Annotated in this window: 8 protein-coding genes and 1 pseudogene; 6 read left to right on the forward strand and 3 right to left on the reverse strand. The window is 62.5% G+C overall.

Translation table 11 applies throughout. The annotated features are described in order from the left end of the window. The coding region (locus tag AC04PT_RS19615; RefSeq protein ID WP_482875484.1) for a DDE-type integrase/transposase/recombinase at positions 1 to 400 on the forward strand (400 nt) is incomplete at its 5' end. 245 nt (positions 401 to 645) lie between these two features. Here AC04PT_RS19615 and AC04PT_RS19620 read toward each other — a convergent pair. Together AC04PT_RS19620 and AC04PT_RS19625 are read right to left on the reverse strand one after the other, a co-directional pair. Continuing rightward, entirely contained in the window at positions 646 to 3,246 is a 2,601-nt protein-coding gene (locus tag AC04PT_RS19620; RefSeq protein ID WP_482875485.1) for an ATP-binding protein, read from the reverse strand. Positions 3,247 to 3,268: 22 nt separating this feature from the next. Next, the gene (locus tag AC04PT_RS19625) at positions 3,269 to 3,793 is read right to left on the reverse strand and encodes a putative pterin-binding protein (RefSeq protein ID WP_482875486.1); all 525 of its coding nucleotides are present in this window, start codon (positions 3,791 to 3,793) and stop codon (positions 3,269 to 3,271) included. Positions 3,794 to 4,084: 291 nt separating this feature from the next. Between AC04PT_RS19625 and AC04PT_RS19630 the strand changes: the two genes are divergently transcribed. The 5 genes from AC04PT_RS19630 (at position 4,085) to AC04PT_RS19650 (ending at position 16,408) form a co-directional block, all read left to right on the forward strand. After that, a complete protein-coding gene (locus AC04PT_RS19630; protein ID WP_482875487.1) occupies positions 4,085 to 4,696 on the forward strand; it encodes a response regulator in 612 nt (203 codons plus the stop codon). A 548-nt stretch (positions 4,697 to 5,244) separates the two neighbouring features. Then, the gene (locus AC04PT_RS19635; protein WP_482875488.1) at positions 5,245 to 5,652 is read left to right on the forward strand and encodes a hypothetical protein; all 408 of its coding nucleotides are present in this window, start codon (positions 5,245 to 5,247) and stop codon (positions 5,650 to 5,652) included. Between the two features lie 88 nt (positions 5,653 to 5,740). Next, positions 5,741 to 8,338 carry a hypothetical protein gene (locus AC04PT_RS19640; protein ID WP_482875489.1) on the forward strand — a complete coding sequence of 866 codons (2,598 nt, stop codon included), beginning with the start codon at positions 5,741 to 5,743 and terminating at the stop codon, positions 8,336 to 8,338. A 77-nt stretch (positions 8,339 to 8,415) separates the two neighbouring features. Beyond that, entirely contained in the window at positions 8,416 to 14,139 is a 5,724-nt protein-coding gene (locus AC04PT_RS19645) for a hypothetical protein (protein ID WP_482875490.1), read from the forward strand. Positions 14,140 to 14,707: 568 nt separating this feature from the next. Beyond that, positions 14,708 to 16,408, forward strand: a complete 1,701-nt coding sequence (locus AC04PT_RS19650) for a calcium-binding protein (RefSeq protein WP_482875491.1) — start codon at positions 14,708 to 14,710, stop codon at positions 16,406 to 16,408. A gap of 528 nt (positions 16,409 to 16,936) precedes the next feature. Here AC04PT_RS19650 and AC04PT_RS19655 read toward each other — a convergent pair. Then, a pseudogene (locus AC04PT_RS19655) lies at positions 16,937 to 17,585 on the reverse strand (GEVED domain-containing protein); the annotation flags it as partial.

Consider the following 17,585-nt stretch of genomic DNA (forward strand, 5'->3'; position numbering starts at 1 on the left):
TGAGGGCGAGGTGCTCGAAAGCTTCGTGACGAAGCGGCGCGACAAAGTTGCCGCACTGAAATTTCTCAAGAAAGCAATGCGCAAGCATGGGCGGGTTAGGTGCTTCGTCACGGACCAGTTGCGGTCCTGCCGGGCGGCGCTGAAGGAGATTGGAGTCAGCGCACAGCAGGAGACAGGCCGCTGGTTGAACAACAGGGCAGAAAACTCCCATCTGCCAGTTCGACGACGAGAGAGGGCGATGCTTCGGTTCCGGCGCATGCGCAGTCTTCAGAAGTTCGCTGCCGACCACGCCTCCGTCACGAACCATTTCAACCAGGAACGGAGCCTTTCGAGCAGACCTTTCTTAAAGGCCAATCGCACCGAGGCGCTCGCCGAGTGGCGGGGTCTCTGCGCGGCATAAAAGGCCGTTTCACTGCCTAAGCTGAGACTGGTTCGAATTTGTCTGACAGCACCGCCAATAGTCCGAAACCTTGCTAGCACATTGAATCTGAATAGGGTTTTCATCCAGCGCTGCAGACTGCATTGCGCCGTGACTGCAGGGCAGACCGGAGCAACACCTCCGGCAAGTTCAGCGCCAGTGGCCGTCGTTCCTTCCGCGATATCCGCATAGACCGGCGCCGGATGCTTTGCGTGCGCGGCCCCTCTTCATCTCGGACCGGCGAGATCACGCAACGCTTCTCGGGTGGATTTCCAGGTCTCTTCCGCGGTCGCCGCGGTCTCGATTGCGGCCGCGTTGTCCTCGGCCTTGCACAATTCTTCCAGGGCCTGCAGATCACCCAGCAATCTTGAGGCGCCGAAGACGCCACAAGACCCGGCAAGCCGGTGCGCGTGACGTAGCAGGCTCGGGATGTCGCCGGATTCGCGAGCCTCAGTGATGCCGGTCATGACATCCTCGGATTCTGTCCGGAAGGCCTGCAGTTTGGTCGAGAAGTTTTCCGGGCCCAGCAGCTCGGCGACGGTGTCGAGCGTGTCACGATCTATCAGCGGTTCCTGCGTTTGCGTGTTAGACATCGGCGCGGACGCAGCTTCGACCAATGTGCCCGCGTCGCGATCCGCCGCAACATCGACAAGCAGTTTGCGAAGCTCATCCGGGCGGATCGGCTTGAGTATGCAGCCGCGCATTCCCGCCGCCATGAATTCCTCGACCTCGTTGGGCATGGCATGGGCGGTTGCCGCATAGATCGGCGAATTCTTCGACAGGCCGCGCGAGGCTCTGATCTCATGTGCCGCCTTAATACCGTTCATGTTCGGCATGCTGACATCCATCAGGATGAGATCGAAATGCTCGCGGCTGGCCAGGTGCACCCCTTCGAACCCGTCGCGGGCCAGCGCCACCCTGTGACCTTCGCGCAGCAGCATCGCCTCCAGCACCTCTGCGTTGATCGGGTTGTCCTCGACCACGAGAACGGAGAGCGGGGTCGCGGACGCGCGCGGAGCGGTGTGTTTCGGCGCTGCGTCGTTCTGTGACAGGCCGGCGCAGCGCGACATATTGGCCGTTACTCGGAAGGTCGTGCCCTTGCCGGGGCTGCTTTCACAGGTCACTTCGCCGTCCATCTGCTGAACCAGCCGGCGCACGATGCCCAGACCAAGCCCGGTCCCGGCAGCGGTTCTTTCGTAGGGCGAATCCACGGTTACGAAATCGTCGAAAATCCGCGCCTGGTCTTCCTCGCTCATGCCGATCCCGGTGTCGGCCACGGTGACGGTGAGTGTCACATCGTCGTCCCCGGCCGGTTGCATGTCAGTGCTGACCGTCACCTTGCCACTGGGCGTGAACTTGATTGCATTGCTGACCAGATTCATGACCACCTGCTGCAATGCACGCGCCTCGCCAATCACGGTGTTGTCGGCATCGGAGTGCGAGACCTGAAGCTTGGTGTTCTGTTCGCTGGCCACTGGGCGCATGCCTTCGATCACGTCGTCGATCAGCTTGGCCGGCCGGAACGGCGCCAATGAGGCCGTGATCTCGCCTGAATCCAGTCGTTCGATCAGCAGGACATCGTCGATGTGCGACAACAGGACCTTGCTAGAGGATTCCGCTATGGAAACATACCGCTCCTGTTGTTGTGTCATCGGTTCGTCGCGTATCAGGTTGAGCGCCGACATGATGCCGTTGAGAGGGGTACGCATCTCATGGCTCATGACCGCGAAGAAATGCGACTTTTCGCGGAATGCCGTCAGCGCGTCGTCGCGGGCCTGCTGCAATTCGGCCTTGGCCAGCTTCTCTTCGGTGATGTCGCGGATGTACGACACGAAGTTCGGCCCGTTTTCACCCCGCGTCTCGGATATGGAGATCTCAATGGGAAATTCGTGGCCGTCCTTGTGCAGAGCGGTCAGTTCCAACCGGCCCTTGTCCACGATGCCGGACTGCTCGGATGTGGTGTAATTGGAAAAGCCCTTGGCATGCGCTTCGCGAAAGCTTGGCGGAATGATGGTTTCGGACAGCCGCTTTCCGAGGATTTCCTCGCGCGCGAAGCCAAAGACCTTTTCCGCAGAGCCGTTGAAGTCCGATATCCGGCCCTTCTCGTCAATGACCACGATCGCATCCAGAGAGGCGCGCAGGGTCGATTCCTGCATGCGCCCGGCATGGACGATGGTGGCGGCACGACGTGACAATTCCAGCCTCTGGTACGTCATCGCTGCAAGGGTCAGGATCAGCGCCCCGATCACGAACAGCGTCACCAGGGCAAGGCGGCGCAGGAGGTCGATGATTTCCAACCTTTGTGCGTCGGACACATCTGCCATCACCTGCACCGTTCCCAGCGCGAAGCGGCGCGGAGCTTCGCGAACCGTTTCCAGCTTGGCGTCGATTTCGGGCAGGGAATCAAAAAGCACTTCATCCGAGGAATCCACCAGCCGGACCGTATCCATCAGGAAGTGGTCGAGTTGATAGCGGTTCGCGCGCAAACCCTCTTTCTGGTCGAGCGGCAGCGAATTTACAGCGCCCTCCAGAACCTTCACGCGGCTGTAGAAGATGTCGTACTGCTTGCGAAAATCTTCGAGCGCGGCAGGATCTTCGAGGGCGGCGTCAAGCGCCGCCTCCATCTTCAGGTAGTCCACTTCAAGCTGCGCGGTGTTCCACTGGACGTTGTCGCGCGGAACTGCGCGCAGGTCGGCAATCTTGCCGCTCAGTTCGACGGAAATGAGGGCGGCGGCGGCAGAACCGCCGATGACGATCACGAACATCAGCAACCTGAGTTTGCCGAACCGTGAACGCCCCTCGTGAGATGTTTGCGCGTCCGCTGCCATTGCCGCCTTCCAGAACACCCGGTTACCTGACGCTCAGCCGGTCGAGTTGCCAGATGCTGCGGCTATAAATCGTCTCGGACCTGTAGTCCGAGTTCGAGTCATAGGGATAAACCAGCCAGATCGGCCCTTTGTCCCGCCGCGGCATGTATTCGCCATTGACCTTGTAGGCGAGGATGGGACCGCCTTCGACTGCGTCGCTGATCGGGATCTCGACGGCATAATCGTTGATCGCCGTCGCATCGATCATCTCTCCATCGACATGCAGTGCCTCGAGGAAGGCGCCCAATTCTACGCCCGTGAAGGTCATGTCGCCCTCGGTCCAGATCGTGGTCGTGGTGAATTCGGTCGCCGGCATGCTTTCCAGCATCTCGAGATCGAACACCGCCGCACCGTCTTCGTTGGCGGCATGGACATTGCCGCTCACGGTCAGGATGACATCGCCCTTTGGAGTGTCCAGCATCTCGGCGACTGCCACGGTCGAGGTCAGAGCAAGGGTGGCAACCAGTGTCAATGCCTTGGAAATCTTGGTTTTGTAGTCAGTTCTCATGGTATCCTCTCAATCGCTATTCTTCGGGCTCTTGTTCCCGGTCACATTAGGCCTGCAAGAATGGCTATTGCATGAGCGGTTTCGTATACTTGCCATAATCTTTGGTATAGTGGCCCGGTTGCAGTCGTATCGGTGAAACACATAAAGGTTGATCGAACCTCACTGGTGCCTCTAAACGAGAATGTGAATTGCAAATGGCGTTCACCAAATCCCGGCCTGCGACAGGTCGGTGAGTGGACAGGAAAGTTGGGTTACAAGTGGCCGGTACAGCGGCTGGATAGGACGAGACAGATGCATGTTCTTTTAGCAGACGACCACGAACTGGTACGCGATACGATCGCTGCATTCCTCGAGGGCGATGGTATTCAGGTCCACACGGCGGACGACCTTAACGGTGCGATGGCCCTCATAAAGCAGAAAGGGCCCTTCGAGCTTGTTCTGCTGGACTTCGAGATGCCGGGCATGAACGGGCTCGATGGCTTGGCTGCGGCAATCGAAGCCAACGGGCGAAACCCCGTCGGCATCTTGTCGGGAACGGCGTCGCGCGCTGTCGCGGAAGAGGCGCTTGCCGCCGGGGCCGCCGGTTTCCTGCCCAAGACGATGGCCGCTAAGTCATTGCGCAACGCGGTCCGGTTCATGGCGGCTGGCGAAACCTTTGCCCCGGTCAGCTTCATGGCGCAGGCCGATGACGATCCGGCGCACTCCTTCGACAAGCTTCTGACCGAGCGTGAGAAACAGGTTCTGATCGGTCTGACAAAGGCGCAATCGAACAAGGCCATTGCCCGCGACCTCGATCTTCAGGAAGTGACGGTGAAACTGCACGTCAAGACGCTCAGCCGCAAGCTGAACGCGCGCAACCGGACCCATGCGGCGATGATCGCGAAGGAAGCCGGGTTCGCCTAGCACCACAGCGCAGGTCCAGCCTGTTAACGAAGGCCGCCCCCAGGGGCGGCCTTTTTCGTTTCATCGTTATCCCTCCGTACAGCGTCGGTTGAATCGTCCTTCGGACGATTCGGTCAAATGACCAGACCCGGACGCAATCGGATGACCGACCGCGCATTGTTGCGGGTGCCTTATCAATGGGGTGAGCACGCCCCAATCTGCGCCCTATGCGAAAGGTCATTTCTGCCTATCCGGCGACGCCATCCTCGCGCCTTAAGAAGTCTCGAAGGCGCAAAAGTCGCAACCTCAAGTCCCAAAGTCTAATCCTTCTATTCGGATAACGGGATGTTTTTCAAAGGCTTATCTCGCGAATGTCACTGCACGGCCGGCGGCAATCCAAAGCGCTTGAAAGGCATTAGCGCAAGAGCTCCGAACGCCGTCACAGACAGAAACAGGAGAGACACAGGATGTATCCAGTATCCATTTTCATGCGCGGAGGCCTGGCTGCCGCGATCTTAACAAGTACCGCGCTCGCCCTCCCGGCCGACGAACTGCGATCGTTCATTGGCATGAACATCGTTGAGCTCGACGAACAGGGGGTCGAGCAGCTTGTCGAACGCGACACAGTCAAACCCGGCGAAGTGATCCATTTCACCATCGAGCACGAGAACCTCACCGAGGATCCGATCAGGGAATTGGTGGTCGTCGGACCAGTCCCGGACGGCGTCAGCCTGCGACTGGGCAGCGAGCAGAGCTCGCACGATGCCAGCTTCGAAATCCAGGCCGAGATGGACCCGGAGCTTCCGGGGCTGGAATGGTCCACTCTCCCGGCCGTTCGCAAGGTCATCGCCGAGGACGGCACGGTCCGTCTCGAGCCGGTGCCGCAAGAGATCGTCGAAGCGGTCCGCTGGACCCTCGACGCGGAGCTTTCTGCCGGAGAGCAGGCGCTCAACTCCTACCGGGTCGTCGTGAACTGACCGTCCGGTTCGTCCAAACCAACGTTTAAAGGTGAATACAGTGAATTATCATGCGCACTTCCAGCGCGGCGTCAGTGCAGCCGCAATAATGACAGCCCTTGGGACAGCGGCCTTTGCCGCCGCCCCCGAGGCCGGTTCCGTCATCGGCAACCAGGCGGTTGCCACATATACCAACAGCGCCGGCGACACGATCACCGTGACCTCGAACAAGGTCGAAACCATCGTGCAGCAGGTCGCGGGCCTGACCCTTGTCTCGGACAACAGTGAATCGATCGCGCCAGGCGGCAAGGCCTTCCTGCCGCACATCGTGACCAACGATGGTAACGGACCGGATTCGTTCTCGCTCGCGGCGACCGAGCAAAACACCGGGGCACTCGATACAACCCTGGTCTTCTATCCCGATGCCGACATGGACGGTGTCGCGGATTCGGCGACCCCGATTACCTCCACGCCAGTTCTGGCGCCAGGTGAACAGTACGGCTTCATCATCGAGGCATCGGCCTCGTCGACCCAGACTGGCACTGATAACATCGACGTGGTCGCGACCTCTGCGCTCGACAACACCATCACCGATGCCAACGTCGATACGCTGACCATCTCGAACGGCGCCATTGTCGAGGTCGTCAAGTCGATGACCGTCGATCCAGCCTCGGGCACCGGCAACAACGCCATCGTCGACGAAGGCGACGAAGTCACCATCACGCTGACCTACTCGTCGACCGGTCTCGTGGCTGCCGACAACTACGTGGTGCGCGACATCCTCGACGGGCGCCTGAACTACGTACCGAACTCGGCCTCTTGGTCGGATTCGACAGGTCCGCTGGACGAAGCCAATGCCGCCAACGCTACCGACCAGACCAACGGCGGCGGGCAGACCATCGCCTGGCACTATGACGCGGCGCAAACCCTGCAGTTCGCGATCAGCCAGATCCCCTCGGGCCGTTCGGGCAGCGTGACCTTCAAGGCCACCATTGCCGATGGCGCTCCCGCGGGTATCATCCCCAACACCGCGACGCAGACAGTCGACGGCGCGGCCTTCCCGGACTCGAACACCGCTTCGGTGACCGTGGACGAGCAGTTCCGTCTGGAAATCGACGACACCAGGATCAACCTGGACGGCACCCGTGACGGCACCGTTGCTTCGGCAACCGATACCGACGGCACCGCCAACGACATCGTCACCGACAACGCCGATGTCTACCAGGGTGCGACGATCCCGTTCGAATTCGTGATCTCGAACACCTCGAACGTGACCGACAGCTACACGCTGGATGTCTCGAACGTCGACTTCCCGGCTGGCACCACGTTCCGCATGGTCGCTGAAGACGGCGCGACACCGATCGTCGGCACCGTGGGTCCGCTGGCCTCGGGTGATACGGTCAAGGTGACGCTGCTGGCGACCCTGCCGACCGACGTCTCACCGGTTCCGACCTCGGAATTCACCGCAAACGTGGTGGCGACTTCCGAAAACAGCGGCACCTTCGACAGCTCGACCGCCGAATACACCGGCGCGGTGCTGGCATCGGCCATCGACCTCGAGAACAAGGTCGCCGGCTCTGAAGGCGACGGCGCGGCACCAACCAACGGCGGTCTTCCCTGGGTAACGCAGAACACCGATCCCGGCGTTGCCGTGACCTTCCCGATGAACGTCGAGAATGGGGGCACTACCTCGGACAGCTTCAACCTGTCGCTGGTACAGGCCATCCCGGCCGGCTGGACCGTGGAGTTCCAGACGCTTGACGGCACCGTGGTGTCCAACACCGGCACCATCCCGGCGGGCGGCAACAAGGACTTCAACGTCGTCATTACGCCGACCGAAGGCTCTCCGCCGAGCGACAACCCGATCGACATTCTCGTCTCATCGGCCGTGACCGGCCAGTCCGACCGGATCGTCAACCAGGTGACCATCAACAAGGTCGTCGATGTCGCGATCGAAGCCGATCAGGAAGCCCAGGCAGCCCCCGGCGGCATCGTCGACATGGTGCACACCGTCACCAACAACTCGAACGTGGCCATCACCGAGGGCGCGATCACCGAGAGCGGTCTGGTCGACTTCTCCGGCGCGGTCTACTGGGACGCCAACCAGAACGGCGTGATCGACGCGACCGAGGTGATCGTCGACAACTTCGACGACCTCGTCGACGGCATCGCACCTGGTAGCAACGGTCTGGCGGCCGGCGATCAGATCTCGCTGATCTACCGTGTCCAGACGCCGTCCTCCTCGATCGCCGGCGTGTCTGAAGTCGGTACCATCACCCTGGCGGATACGCTGAATGCGGGTGTGGATACCGATGTCAACGCGGCCGACAACGCGGTCAACGACAAGGTGGTGATCGTCTCGGGTGACGTGACGCTGACCAAGATGCAGTACATCGACGCCAACTGCGACGGGACTGTCGGCACTTTCACCAAGAACCGTCTCGACGTCGAGCCCGGTCAGTGCATCCGCTACCAGATCGAAGCGGAGAACACCGGCACGACCAACGCAGGAAACGTGCGCATCCGTGACGTGGCCCCGGCCTACTCCACGATCCACACCTGCGGCGGTGCCTGCACCTACACCGTCTACCCGGCCGAACCTTCGTCTTCTGTGACGATGACCGGCACCACGGCGGACAGCTTCCACAACACGGTCATCCCCGGCGACTTCGCCCGGCTCGAGTTCACCGTGAAGGTGTCCGAGTAAGACCCCCGGTCCATCCGGCACGGGCCGGGTGGACCACCCTTCAACGATCTTTCCCCACCTCAGCACGGGTTGTTTACATGTTGTTCTCGAACAGAGATTGGTTCAAGTTCCTCGCCCCGCTTCTGATCGCGGTGGTCATGTTGGCCACTTGCTACGCAGCCGCAGCCCTGGCCCAGACCGCCGCTGGCGGGATGGTCATCCGGAACACCGCAACCGCGACCTACTTCAACACCCGTCTCGGCGTGTTGGAAACGGTGACCTCCAACTCGGTGGAAGCGACCGTCGCGACCGTCCCCGCCTTTGAAATCTCCGGCCAGAGCGATCTTATACTCCCGCGCGGCGCCACCTCGTTCCAGCAGTTCCGGATTGAGAACGTCGGCAACGTGGCGCTCGAAATGCGCTGCGATATAGTCGATACCGGCACCCCCGGATTGTTCGTCGAACGCAGGGTCTACATCGACGCGAACGACAATGGCATCATCGACGAGGCCGATTACGAGATCGCGCCGGGCGAACCCTTCAACCTTGCCGTCGACGGAACGGTTGCGCTTATCCTGGCCAGCGAGGTGTCTTTGGGCGCGATGCCGGGCGACACGGTCAGCTCCGACCTCGTGGTGACTGGCAAGGTCAATGGCACGTCGATCCAGGCGACCGGATACGGACAAGGCACCGGTCGCGTTCGGATCGTGGACGCCACGGTTGAAGTCGAAAAGTCCTTCTCCCGCACCGAAACCAGCGACGGCACGCTCATCACCTATCTGCTTCGGCTGTACAACAACTCTCTGAGCCCGGTTGCCGCGTATGGCGACGTAGAGGGCGCGCCGATCATGATCGACGGTGTCGCGGCCAGCGGCGTTCTGGTGCACGATCCGATCCCGCTGAACACCACCTTCGTGTCTGCCGGCAGCACCTTTTCGATGGACACGCTGTACCATCTGCAGGGCACGCCAGCGCATCAATATGTGCGTCAGCCGCCCGAGGACCCGGCCCGGATCGACGCTATCGCATTCTTCCATCCCGGCGCCTACCTCGTCGGGCAGTATCGCGAGCTCGAATTCACCGTGCTGCGCCCGGCGGAACTGGGTGCCGCCAGCGTGACCAACGTCGCCAAAGGCTACGTTTCGAGCACCAGCGGCATGCTGTCCGCCAACTCGAACGAGGTTCGGCTGCCCGGCGACGGAGCGGACCTGATTTCGCTCGAATACCGCGATCCCGCCACTGGCGACCGGGCCGAGTTCGGCGCAGTCGGCAGCGACACGTCCCTGCGCGCCATGTCCGGCGCATGCAACACCACTGCGGCCATAGAAACCGTGCAGATCGAGGTGCGCAGCGCGATCACCGGCGATGTTGAAACCCTCACCGGCGTCGAGACCGGGCCCAACACCGGCGTCTTCGACACCGCGCCGCTGCCGATCGCCCGCATGATGTCCCCGGTCGCGGGCGACGGGGTCATCGCATCGACCAGTGGCGACGTGCTGGTCGCTAGCGTGGCCTGCCGCGACCTGGCGGCCACCACCGATCTGCCGATCTCGCCGGGACTGTTCGTCTTCGACAGCGTGACAAATGCGGCAATCGCCGATGCGGCCGTCGAATTGCGCGACGCGGCGGGTCTGCTGGTTGCCCGCGCGGTCTCGGGTGCGGACGGTTTTGCCGAACTGGGTGTCGCGGATGCAGGCGATTACAGGTTGGTCGTCCTGCCGCCCAACGCGTTCAGCTTTCCCTCGGTCAGAAACGGCTTCGCCGGTTACGGCCGCCGGGTGGATGACCTTGCGTCCTATGGGTTGGTCTTCGGGCATTCCGGCGGACCGATCGGTCAACTCGATGTTCCGCTCGATCCGTACTACGGTGTCCCGTTGTCGCTGGAAAAATCCGCCAACAAGACCAAGGTTCAGGCGGGTGAGTTCGTGCTCTACACCCTGACCGCCACCAACAACATGGAGCAGGCGCTGCTGCAGGCCCGCGTCGCCGACCGTCTTCCGCGCAACGCGGTGCTGGTGTCGGGCTCGGCCCGGCTGGAAGGTCGCAAGATCGCCGACCCGGTGGTAGACGGCTCCGGCCAGCTGATCTTTGACGCAGGCATGATCCAGCCACTGGCCAGCGTGACGCTGGAATACGTGATCCGTTTCACCCCCACCACCAAGAGCGGCGACCGCATCAACGAGGCGGTGCTGTATGGCCAGCAGGCCGGCACCGGGCAGGAGCGCGTGTCCAATACCGCCCGCGCGCGGGTGCGGCTGAATGCCGAAGGCGGCGTGTTCTCCCGCGAGGGCACCATCCTCGGGACTGTCTTCCTAGATTGCAACGAAAACGGCATCATGGACGACGAGTCCGAGGTCGGCGTGCCCGGGGTGCGGATTGTCACCCAACAGGGGCTGGCCGTGGTCACCGACCGTGACGGTAAGTATTCGCTGTTTGGCCTGAAGCCCATCAGCCACGTGCTGGCGCTGCAATCCTCAACACTGCCGCTGAATGCCAAACCGCGGGTGTCACGGGTGGCAGACATGCTGCAAGCCGGATCCCGCCTTGTAGCGCTCAAGCGCGGTGAACTGAGGGCCGAGAATTTCCCGTTGGAAGGGTGCTCGCCTGCCGCCTTTGCCGAAATTGCGCGACGGGCCGAGGCGATGGAGGGTCGCGACGACGCCGATGGCAACCTGCTTTCCGATCTGCCGATCGATGCAGGCAATCCCGATGGGCGCTCTGTCCGGTCCGAGGCAGGGTTGGCGACCACGACGCAGGTCTACGGCAGCGGCACGCCCCTCGCCACCGATCAGGACGAGGCGGCAAATGCCGAGACCGCACCCGGCACGCTGGAGATGATCATCAAGGACCTCGGCAAGGGCTTCGGCTTCATCGGGCTTGAGGATGGCGACCGCGTGAACCGCCGCAGCCTCAAGCTGCGCGCCAAGGGGCCGGCCGACCTGACCTTGCGGCTTGAGGTCAATGGCCAGGAAATCGGTGGCGACCGCGTCGGGGAACACGCGGTTTGGGAAGGTGGCAATCTGCAAGCAAAGGAATACGTGGCCCTGCGCCTGAACCCCGGCCCGAACAAGCTGCGCCTGACCGGAACCGATCCTTTCGGCATCGCGCGCGCATCGGCCGAGATCACCATCACCGCCCCGGGCGATCCCGCCCGGATCGAGATTGTCGCGCCGCCCGAGGCCTCGGCCTCGCCGGGCAGCGCGATCCCTGTGGTTGTGCGCATCCTCGATGCGCGCGGCAACCCGGCACAGGCCGCAAGTGTGGTGACGGTGGAGGCGCGCAACGGTGCATGGGACGTGACCGACATCCGCGACGACCAGCCCGGTGTGCAGGCCTATATCGACAATGGCGAGGCGACCTTTGACCTTCTCGCGCCGCAGAATTCCGGCCCGGAAACGATCAGCGTGCGCAGCAGCTTCGGCAACGACACTGCACGGATCCTGTTCAAACCCGACCTGGCCGACCGTATTCTGGTGGGCATCATCGAGGGTTCCGTGGGCCTCAAGGACGGTGGATTCAACACCGACGGACAGGCACTGAGTTCCTTCGAAGACACGGTGTCGGGCCTGCGTGGCGAATTGTACCTTAAGGGACGCATTCGTGGCGACGCGCTGTTGAGCTTGCGCTACAGCTCGGACCGCGACACCGAGGACCGGCTGTTCCGCGATATCCGCGCCGACGAATACTATCCGGTCTACGGCGACAATTCGGAACGCGGCTTTGACGCACAATCCTCGACAAACCTCTTCGTGAAGGTGGAAAAGGGCGCGTCCTACATCCTTTATGGTGACATCGCGATCGAGCCCGAAGACCCGGCCTTCAAGCTCGGCGGCTACCGCGACGTGACCACCGGCGTAAAGGCGCATTGGGAAGGCGAGAATGCCCGCGTGACGGTCTTCGCCGCGCGTACCGCGCAGCAGAGCCGCACGGCGGAATTTTCCGGTCGCGGTATCTCGGGGCCCTACGACATCGACCTGAGCGATTTCCGCGAAGGCACCGATCTGGTGGAAATCCTCGTGCGCGACGAAGACACCGGCGAGGTCATCTCGACCCAGCGCCTGCGCCGTCTGATCGACTATACGTTGGATTATTTCCGCAACACCATCATCTTCGACTACCCGATCCGCCAGGCGGACGAGAACGGCAACCCGATCTCGGTTCGTGTGAGCTATCAGATCGAAGGCGAAGGGGCCGAGACCTATTGGCTCTATGGTGCCGAGGGCGTCGTCGACCTGTCGGACCGTACCCGCATCGGCGCACGCACCGTCCGATCGGACGGGCCGGCAGGCACCGACGAGCGCTTTTCCATCGACGCGGCCTTTATCGAACAACAGGTCGGCCAGAATGCCAGCGTTCAGGCTGAGATCGCCCGTTCCGTCAATGGCGAGGGCACCGAGGGCACTGCCGCGCGCATCGCCTATGAGTACCAGACCACCGACCGCCGCTTCCAACTGGAAGCTTCGACTGCCAGCGAGGATTTCGCGCCTCCCGGCGCGCCGGTGCGGCCGGGGACCGATCAGGTGAAGATGTCCTATGAGAGCAAGCTGACCGATGCCTCCAGTCTGTCGGCCAGCGCGGAATACACCAACGACCGGGTGCAAAACACGGAGCGCGTCAGCGCAGACGTTGGCATCCGCCGTAAGATAAGCGACACCACGATCCGCACCGATGGCATCCGCTGGGCGCGCGACCTGCGCAAGGATGCGGAGGAGGGGACCGAGATCCTCTGGCTGCAATCCGCACAATGGCGTCCCGCATCCACCCCCGGCGTCAAACTCGACTTCGATCTCGAGTTGCCCTTTGCGGGCGTCGAACAGGGCACCCTTCTGATCGGCGGGGAATATGAGATGCGCGACGGGATCCGGTTCTTTGGTCAGGCAGAGCTGTCCTTCGGACCGCAGGGCGATGCGCTGACGCGCGCGCAGATCGGCGCCGAGTACCGTATCACCGAATGGCTGACCGGGCGGTCAGAGATGACCTCGGCCCGCGAGCAGGGCACACAGGTCGTGCAGGGGTTCAACGGCAAGTGGGACCTGAACGAACGTGTTTCGCTGCGCGCCGGGCTGGAGCACAGCTTTGATATCGGCACTCCCGAAAGCGGCCTGACCAGCCTTGCCCTTGGTGCCAAGTGGACGTCAGAAGACGGCCGCTGGATCGGCGAGGCGGCACTTGACCAGACCTTTGAGGCGGACGGCTATACCGCCTACACCGACTTCGGTCTTGCGGGCCAGGTTTCTCCTGACCTGACGGTGTTGGCACGCAGCCGCTACGCCTTTGACGGCCGCGGTGACGGGCCCGAGCGCCACCGCCACCGCCTGCGCGCCGGGATGGCCTATCGTCCGAAGTCCGAAGCCCGCCTGAATGTGCTGGCATGGTACGAGAACCGTCTGGAAATCGAGAACACCCGCAGCGTCGATCACCTCTGGTCGGTCGGCGGTACATGGGACGCCAATCCGCGCCTGCGTCTGAACGGCAAATACGCCGGCCAGTACAGCGCGCAGGGCTACGAGAGCGGCACCGAGGCCGCGGGTCTGATGCAGCTGGTGCAGGGTGGCGTGACGGGGGAAGTCATCCCGAACCGTCTCGAGGCGTCGCTGAACGCCTATCACATGTGGGACGACAGCGGATACTCCAGCCAGGCTCTGGGTGTGGAGGCGGGCCTCGTGGTTGACGAGGGGGTGATGGTGTCCCTGGGCTACAACCATTCCCGTGAAACGCTGCCCTATGACAGCCCGTTCTACGAGGACGGCTTCTATCTCAAGCTGCGCCTCAAGCTCGATGACAGCCTGTGGGACCAGCTCGACCGGTTCCTGGGTGGCTGAAACAACGGTCTGCCGCATCTCGCGGCAGGTTCCTTCTGGCGATCTGCAAGATGATCCAAGCTGGGTCGTGCAGGCCTGACGCGTCAGCCTGCTGGGGCCATTCCGTCAACTCCCGATGCTTGCTGAATACCAGACCAAGCGTTCAGCAAGTGTTTCGTTGTTTATTGGAATTCATCCGAAATCTATTTGGCTGAAATACGAAAAATTAATCAAACAACCCACTCGGATTGTCACGCTGCCCAATTCGGCTCGATCGGTCCGTTCTCGAATGTATAGGATGATCACCGAAGGACAGGTTCAGGTCTCTGTCCGGGATGATTTCTGTCAGCTTCGTATAGCGCATTGCTTCTCCTTTGCCGACCTCCGTTCTTCTGAGCAGGTCCAAATGTCACTTGGGGCCTGCGATTAATGCTCTCGTGAGCGGGCCTGTACGGCCCAGTAGTAGCCAGTACGGCTAGCGACCGGGAGAGTGACCATGCCGATCAGAACGTATACAGCCACTGACGGGTTGAGCCAAATTCACACCTTTAGTGGTGGGCATGACAATACGCGCAATCATTGGGATAATTTGGACTTTGATCTTATAACCCAATTCTCACACGGTCACCACGCACGGACCGGCGGCGGCAATGACACATTCAATTTCACCAACATTTCAAATGTCTCCAGTCTGGTTGTCGGCCGTCTCGAGGATTTTGATCCGACGCGGGACGAAATCCGTATCGAGGGTCAGTTTCTCGATCTCGACAACCTTCCTTCCAACGTCCGGATCGTGGCTTTCAACGGCGGTCACAACGATGCCGGCGGTCTTCCGCAACCGTGGCTTCTGATCGAGACGCCGGCCGGCGGGCAAATTTTCTATGCGCTCGAGGGCGCGCGCGTCGACATGAACAACGATGGCGGCTCGAACGGGCAAAATCAGGAGCATCACTTCATCACGCTCGATCTGGTGCCGGATTTCGACAGCCTGACCGACATCAGCTATGTCGATCCGCAGAACGTGGTGCCGGACGGGTTTCAGCTGGACGGGGGTATCGTGATCAACGACGTCGACCGCGATGCGAGCGATGTGCTGACCGCGATCCTCGGCTCCGCCGGTGGCGACTTGATCGCAGGCGGTCTTAATGATGACGTCATCCGGGGTTTCGGCGGCGACGACCGTATCTGGGGTGGTAGCGGCGATGATGCGGTCAGCGGCGGGATCGGCGCCGATCGGATCTGGGGCAGTGGCGGCGATGACCGACTGTCCGGAGACAGCGGCCGGGATACGATCGACGGCGGCAATGGCCGCGACGTGATCTCTGGCGACGACGGCAATGACGTGCTTCGCGGCGGTGCGGGCGCGGACGATCTGAATGGCGGCGCTGCCGACGACCTCATCTTCGGTGGCAACGGGGGCGACAGGCTGTTTGCCGGCACTGGTCACGACACGGCCAACGGTGGCGCCGGCAACGACGTGCTTTACGGCGGGAATGGCGACGACATTGTGTCAGGCGACACCGGCGCCGACACGCTGTGGGGCTGCGCCGGTGCAGACAGCATCAACGGCGGCGCCGAGAGCGACCGGCTGTTCGGCGGCGACGGAGACGACCGCCTGCAAGGTGGGCTCGGCCGTGACATGGTGTCGGGCGGCAATGGCAACGACGTGATCGAGGACGTAGCTCAAGATGGCTTCTGGGGGCAGGACCATTTCCTCGGTGGCGCCGGTGCCGACCTGATCTGTGCCGCGGGAGGCGCGGACACACTGGCGGGCGGCTCAGGCGACGACCGCCTGTTCGGCGGGGCCGATGGTGACGTCCTCTACGGTGGCGTCAACCACGACTGGCTTGCCGGCCAATCCGGCAATGATACGCTCGACGGTGGCTGTGGGCGCGATACCATGGTCGGCGGTTCCGGCGACGATAATCTGAACGATAACGATCAGACCGGCGCCCTCGGCGCGGACTGCATGTACGGCGGCAGTGGCGACGACAGGATCCGGATCGGCGGCGGCAACGATACCGCTTCGGGCGGCGCCGGGGCCGATACGTTCGTCTTTTTCGGCTCGCAGATCGGCGACGACGAAATAACCGATTATGACAGCGCCATGGATGGTCTGCATCTCGACGACGCGCTTTGGGGCGGCGGCTTGACCGAGGCCCAGGTCGTCGACCGCTTCGCGAGCGTGGTGGACGGCGACGTGGTGTTCGATTTTGGCGGCGGAAATTCGATCACTCTCGCCGGTATCGGCAGCCCGGTCGGACTGGCCGCGGATATCGAGATTTTCTGAGGCCGTTCCCCGCGCTGCGGGGTGTCTGAAGGCGGCGCCAACCGTTGTGGTGAGTATGGGGTCAGGATGCATGCATCCTGACCCCTTTGCCTGTGTCGGCTCATGTCCCCGCTGTCACAGCGGCGCGGACACTCCGAGCCCCGGCACAGGCGTTTTCGTCGCGGCAAGCCACTGTAGAGTCTCGGTTGGCTGCAAGGCCCCCGGATCGCGCGTCGCCGGTCTCCGATGCCCCGTTCGCAGCACTAGCCCGTCAGCGCCTTCGCGGCGCGATCTACGCTCCTCCCGGAGACGCCTCGGGCCGTTGCCTTCACCCGGCTACTTCACCGCTATTGTATCGGAGGTCCCGTACAGGAACGCGGCGCTCAAGATGCCTCTAACGCCAGGAGTTTTCCCGCTCCTTGCTGTGGGTTCTTACACGCTCTTCCACGTGCATGCTTCGGTGTCGGCCTTGGTCCCGTGAGGCGTCCACAGGAAAAAAGGACCGCGCTCTCGCGCGGTCCCGCATTGGTTTACGTCTTCCGTTTGGTATCAGGGGTTGATTCGGACTTTGAATGTCAGGGAGCCGTCGGCAGCGGGTGGGTATGTTCCGGCGCAGTCCCAGCGCAGGGGTCCGGAGTATCCGGCGAGGTTGTTTGCTGGTGCGCCGAGTGTGCAGCTCAGGGCGCCGCCGACGGCGACCGGGCTGGGCACCGGTTCGGCGAGGCTGGTGTAAGCCGGGGTTCGGTCATAGATCACCACGTCGAGCGCGGCGGCGTTGCTGAGGTTCTCGAGGCGGATGCGGTATTGCAGCACATCGCCTGCCGCGCCGCCGTTCGAGGTGCCTTCCGGGGTGCCCTGGGTTTCGTTCCGCACGGTCTTGGTCAGCTTGAGCTGGCCCAGGCGGCTGCCGGTCTCCACCCGGTCGGTGTTGGAGGCGACGGCGGTGACGGTGGTGGCCTCGAAGGTCGAGGTCGCGTCGAGCCGATAGGTCAGCGTGGCCCCGGGCCCGATGCCGCCGCTGGCCATGACCCGCGACAGGATGCAGACGCGGTCGCCTGCCTCGACGGCCACCGGGCCGTTGAGCGGCGCATCGGGCGCGCCGTCGCAGTCGGTGTCGGAATAGATCGCGGCGCTGTAGGCATTCTCGGGCGTCATCCGCACCAGGTTGTAGGTGAACAGCACCGAGGCGCTGCTGGTC

The organism is Litorisediminivivens sp. KMU-197, from assembly GCF_056858395.1.

What these genes read in the sequence shown, in the direction of transcription:
- AC04PT_RS19620 (WP_482875485.1), bottom strand. Translation starts at nt 3,246, where the DNA reads ATGGCAGCGGACGCGCAAACATCTCACGAGGGGCGTTCACGGTTCGGC.
- AC04PT_RS19625 (WP_482875486.1), bottom strand. Translation starts at nt 3,793, where the DNA reads ATGAGAACTGACTACAAAACCAAGATTTCCAAGGCATTGACACTGGTT.
- AC04PT_RS19630 (WP_482875487.1), top strand. Translation starts at nt 4,085, where the DNA reads ATGCATGTTCTTTTAGCAGACGACCACGAACTGGTACGCGATACGATC.
- AC04PT_RS19635 (WP_482875488.1), top strand. Translation starts at nt 5,245, where the DNA reads ATGAACATCGTTGAGCTCGACGAACAGGGGGTCGAGCAGCTTGTCGAA.
- AC04PT_RS19640 (WP_482875489.1), top strand. Translation starts at nt 5,741, where the DNA reads ATGACAGCCCTTGGGACAGCGGCCTTTGCCGCCGCCCCCGAGGCCGGT.
- AC04PT_RS19645 (WP_482875490.1), top strand. Translation starts at nt 8,416, where the DNA reads ATGTTGTTCTCGAACAGAGATTGGTTCAAGTTCCTCGCCCCGCTTCTG.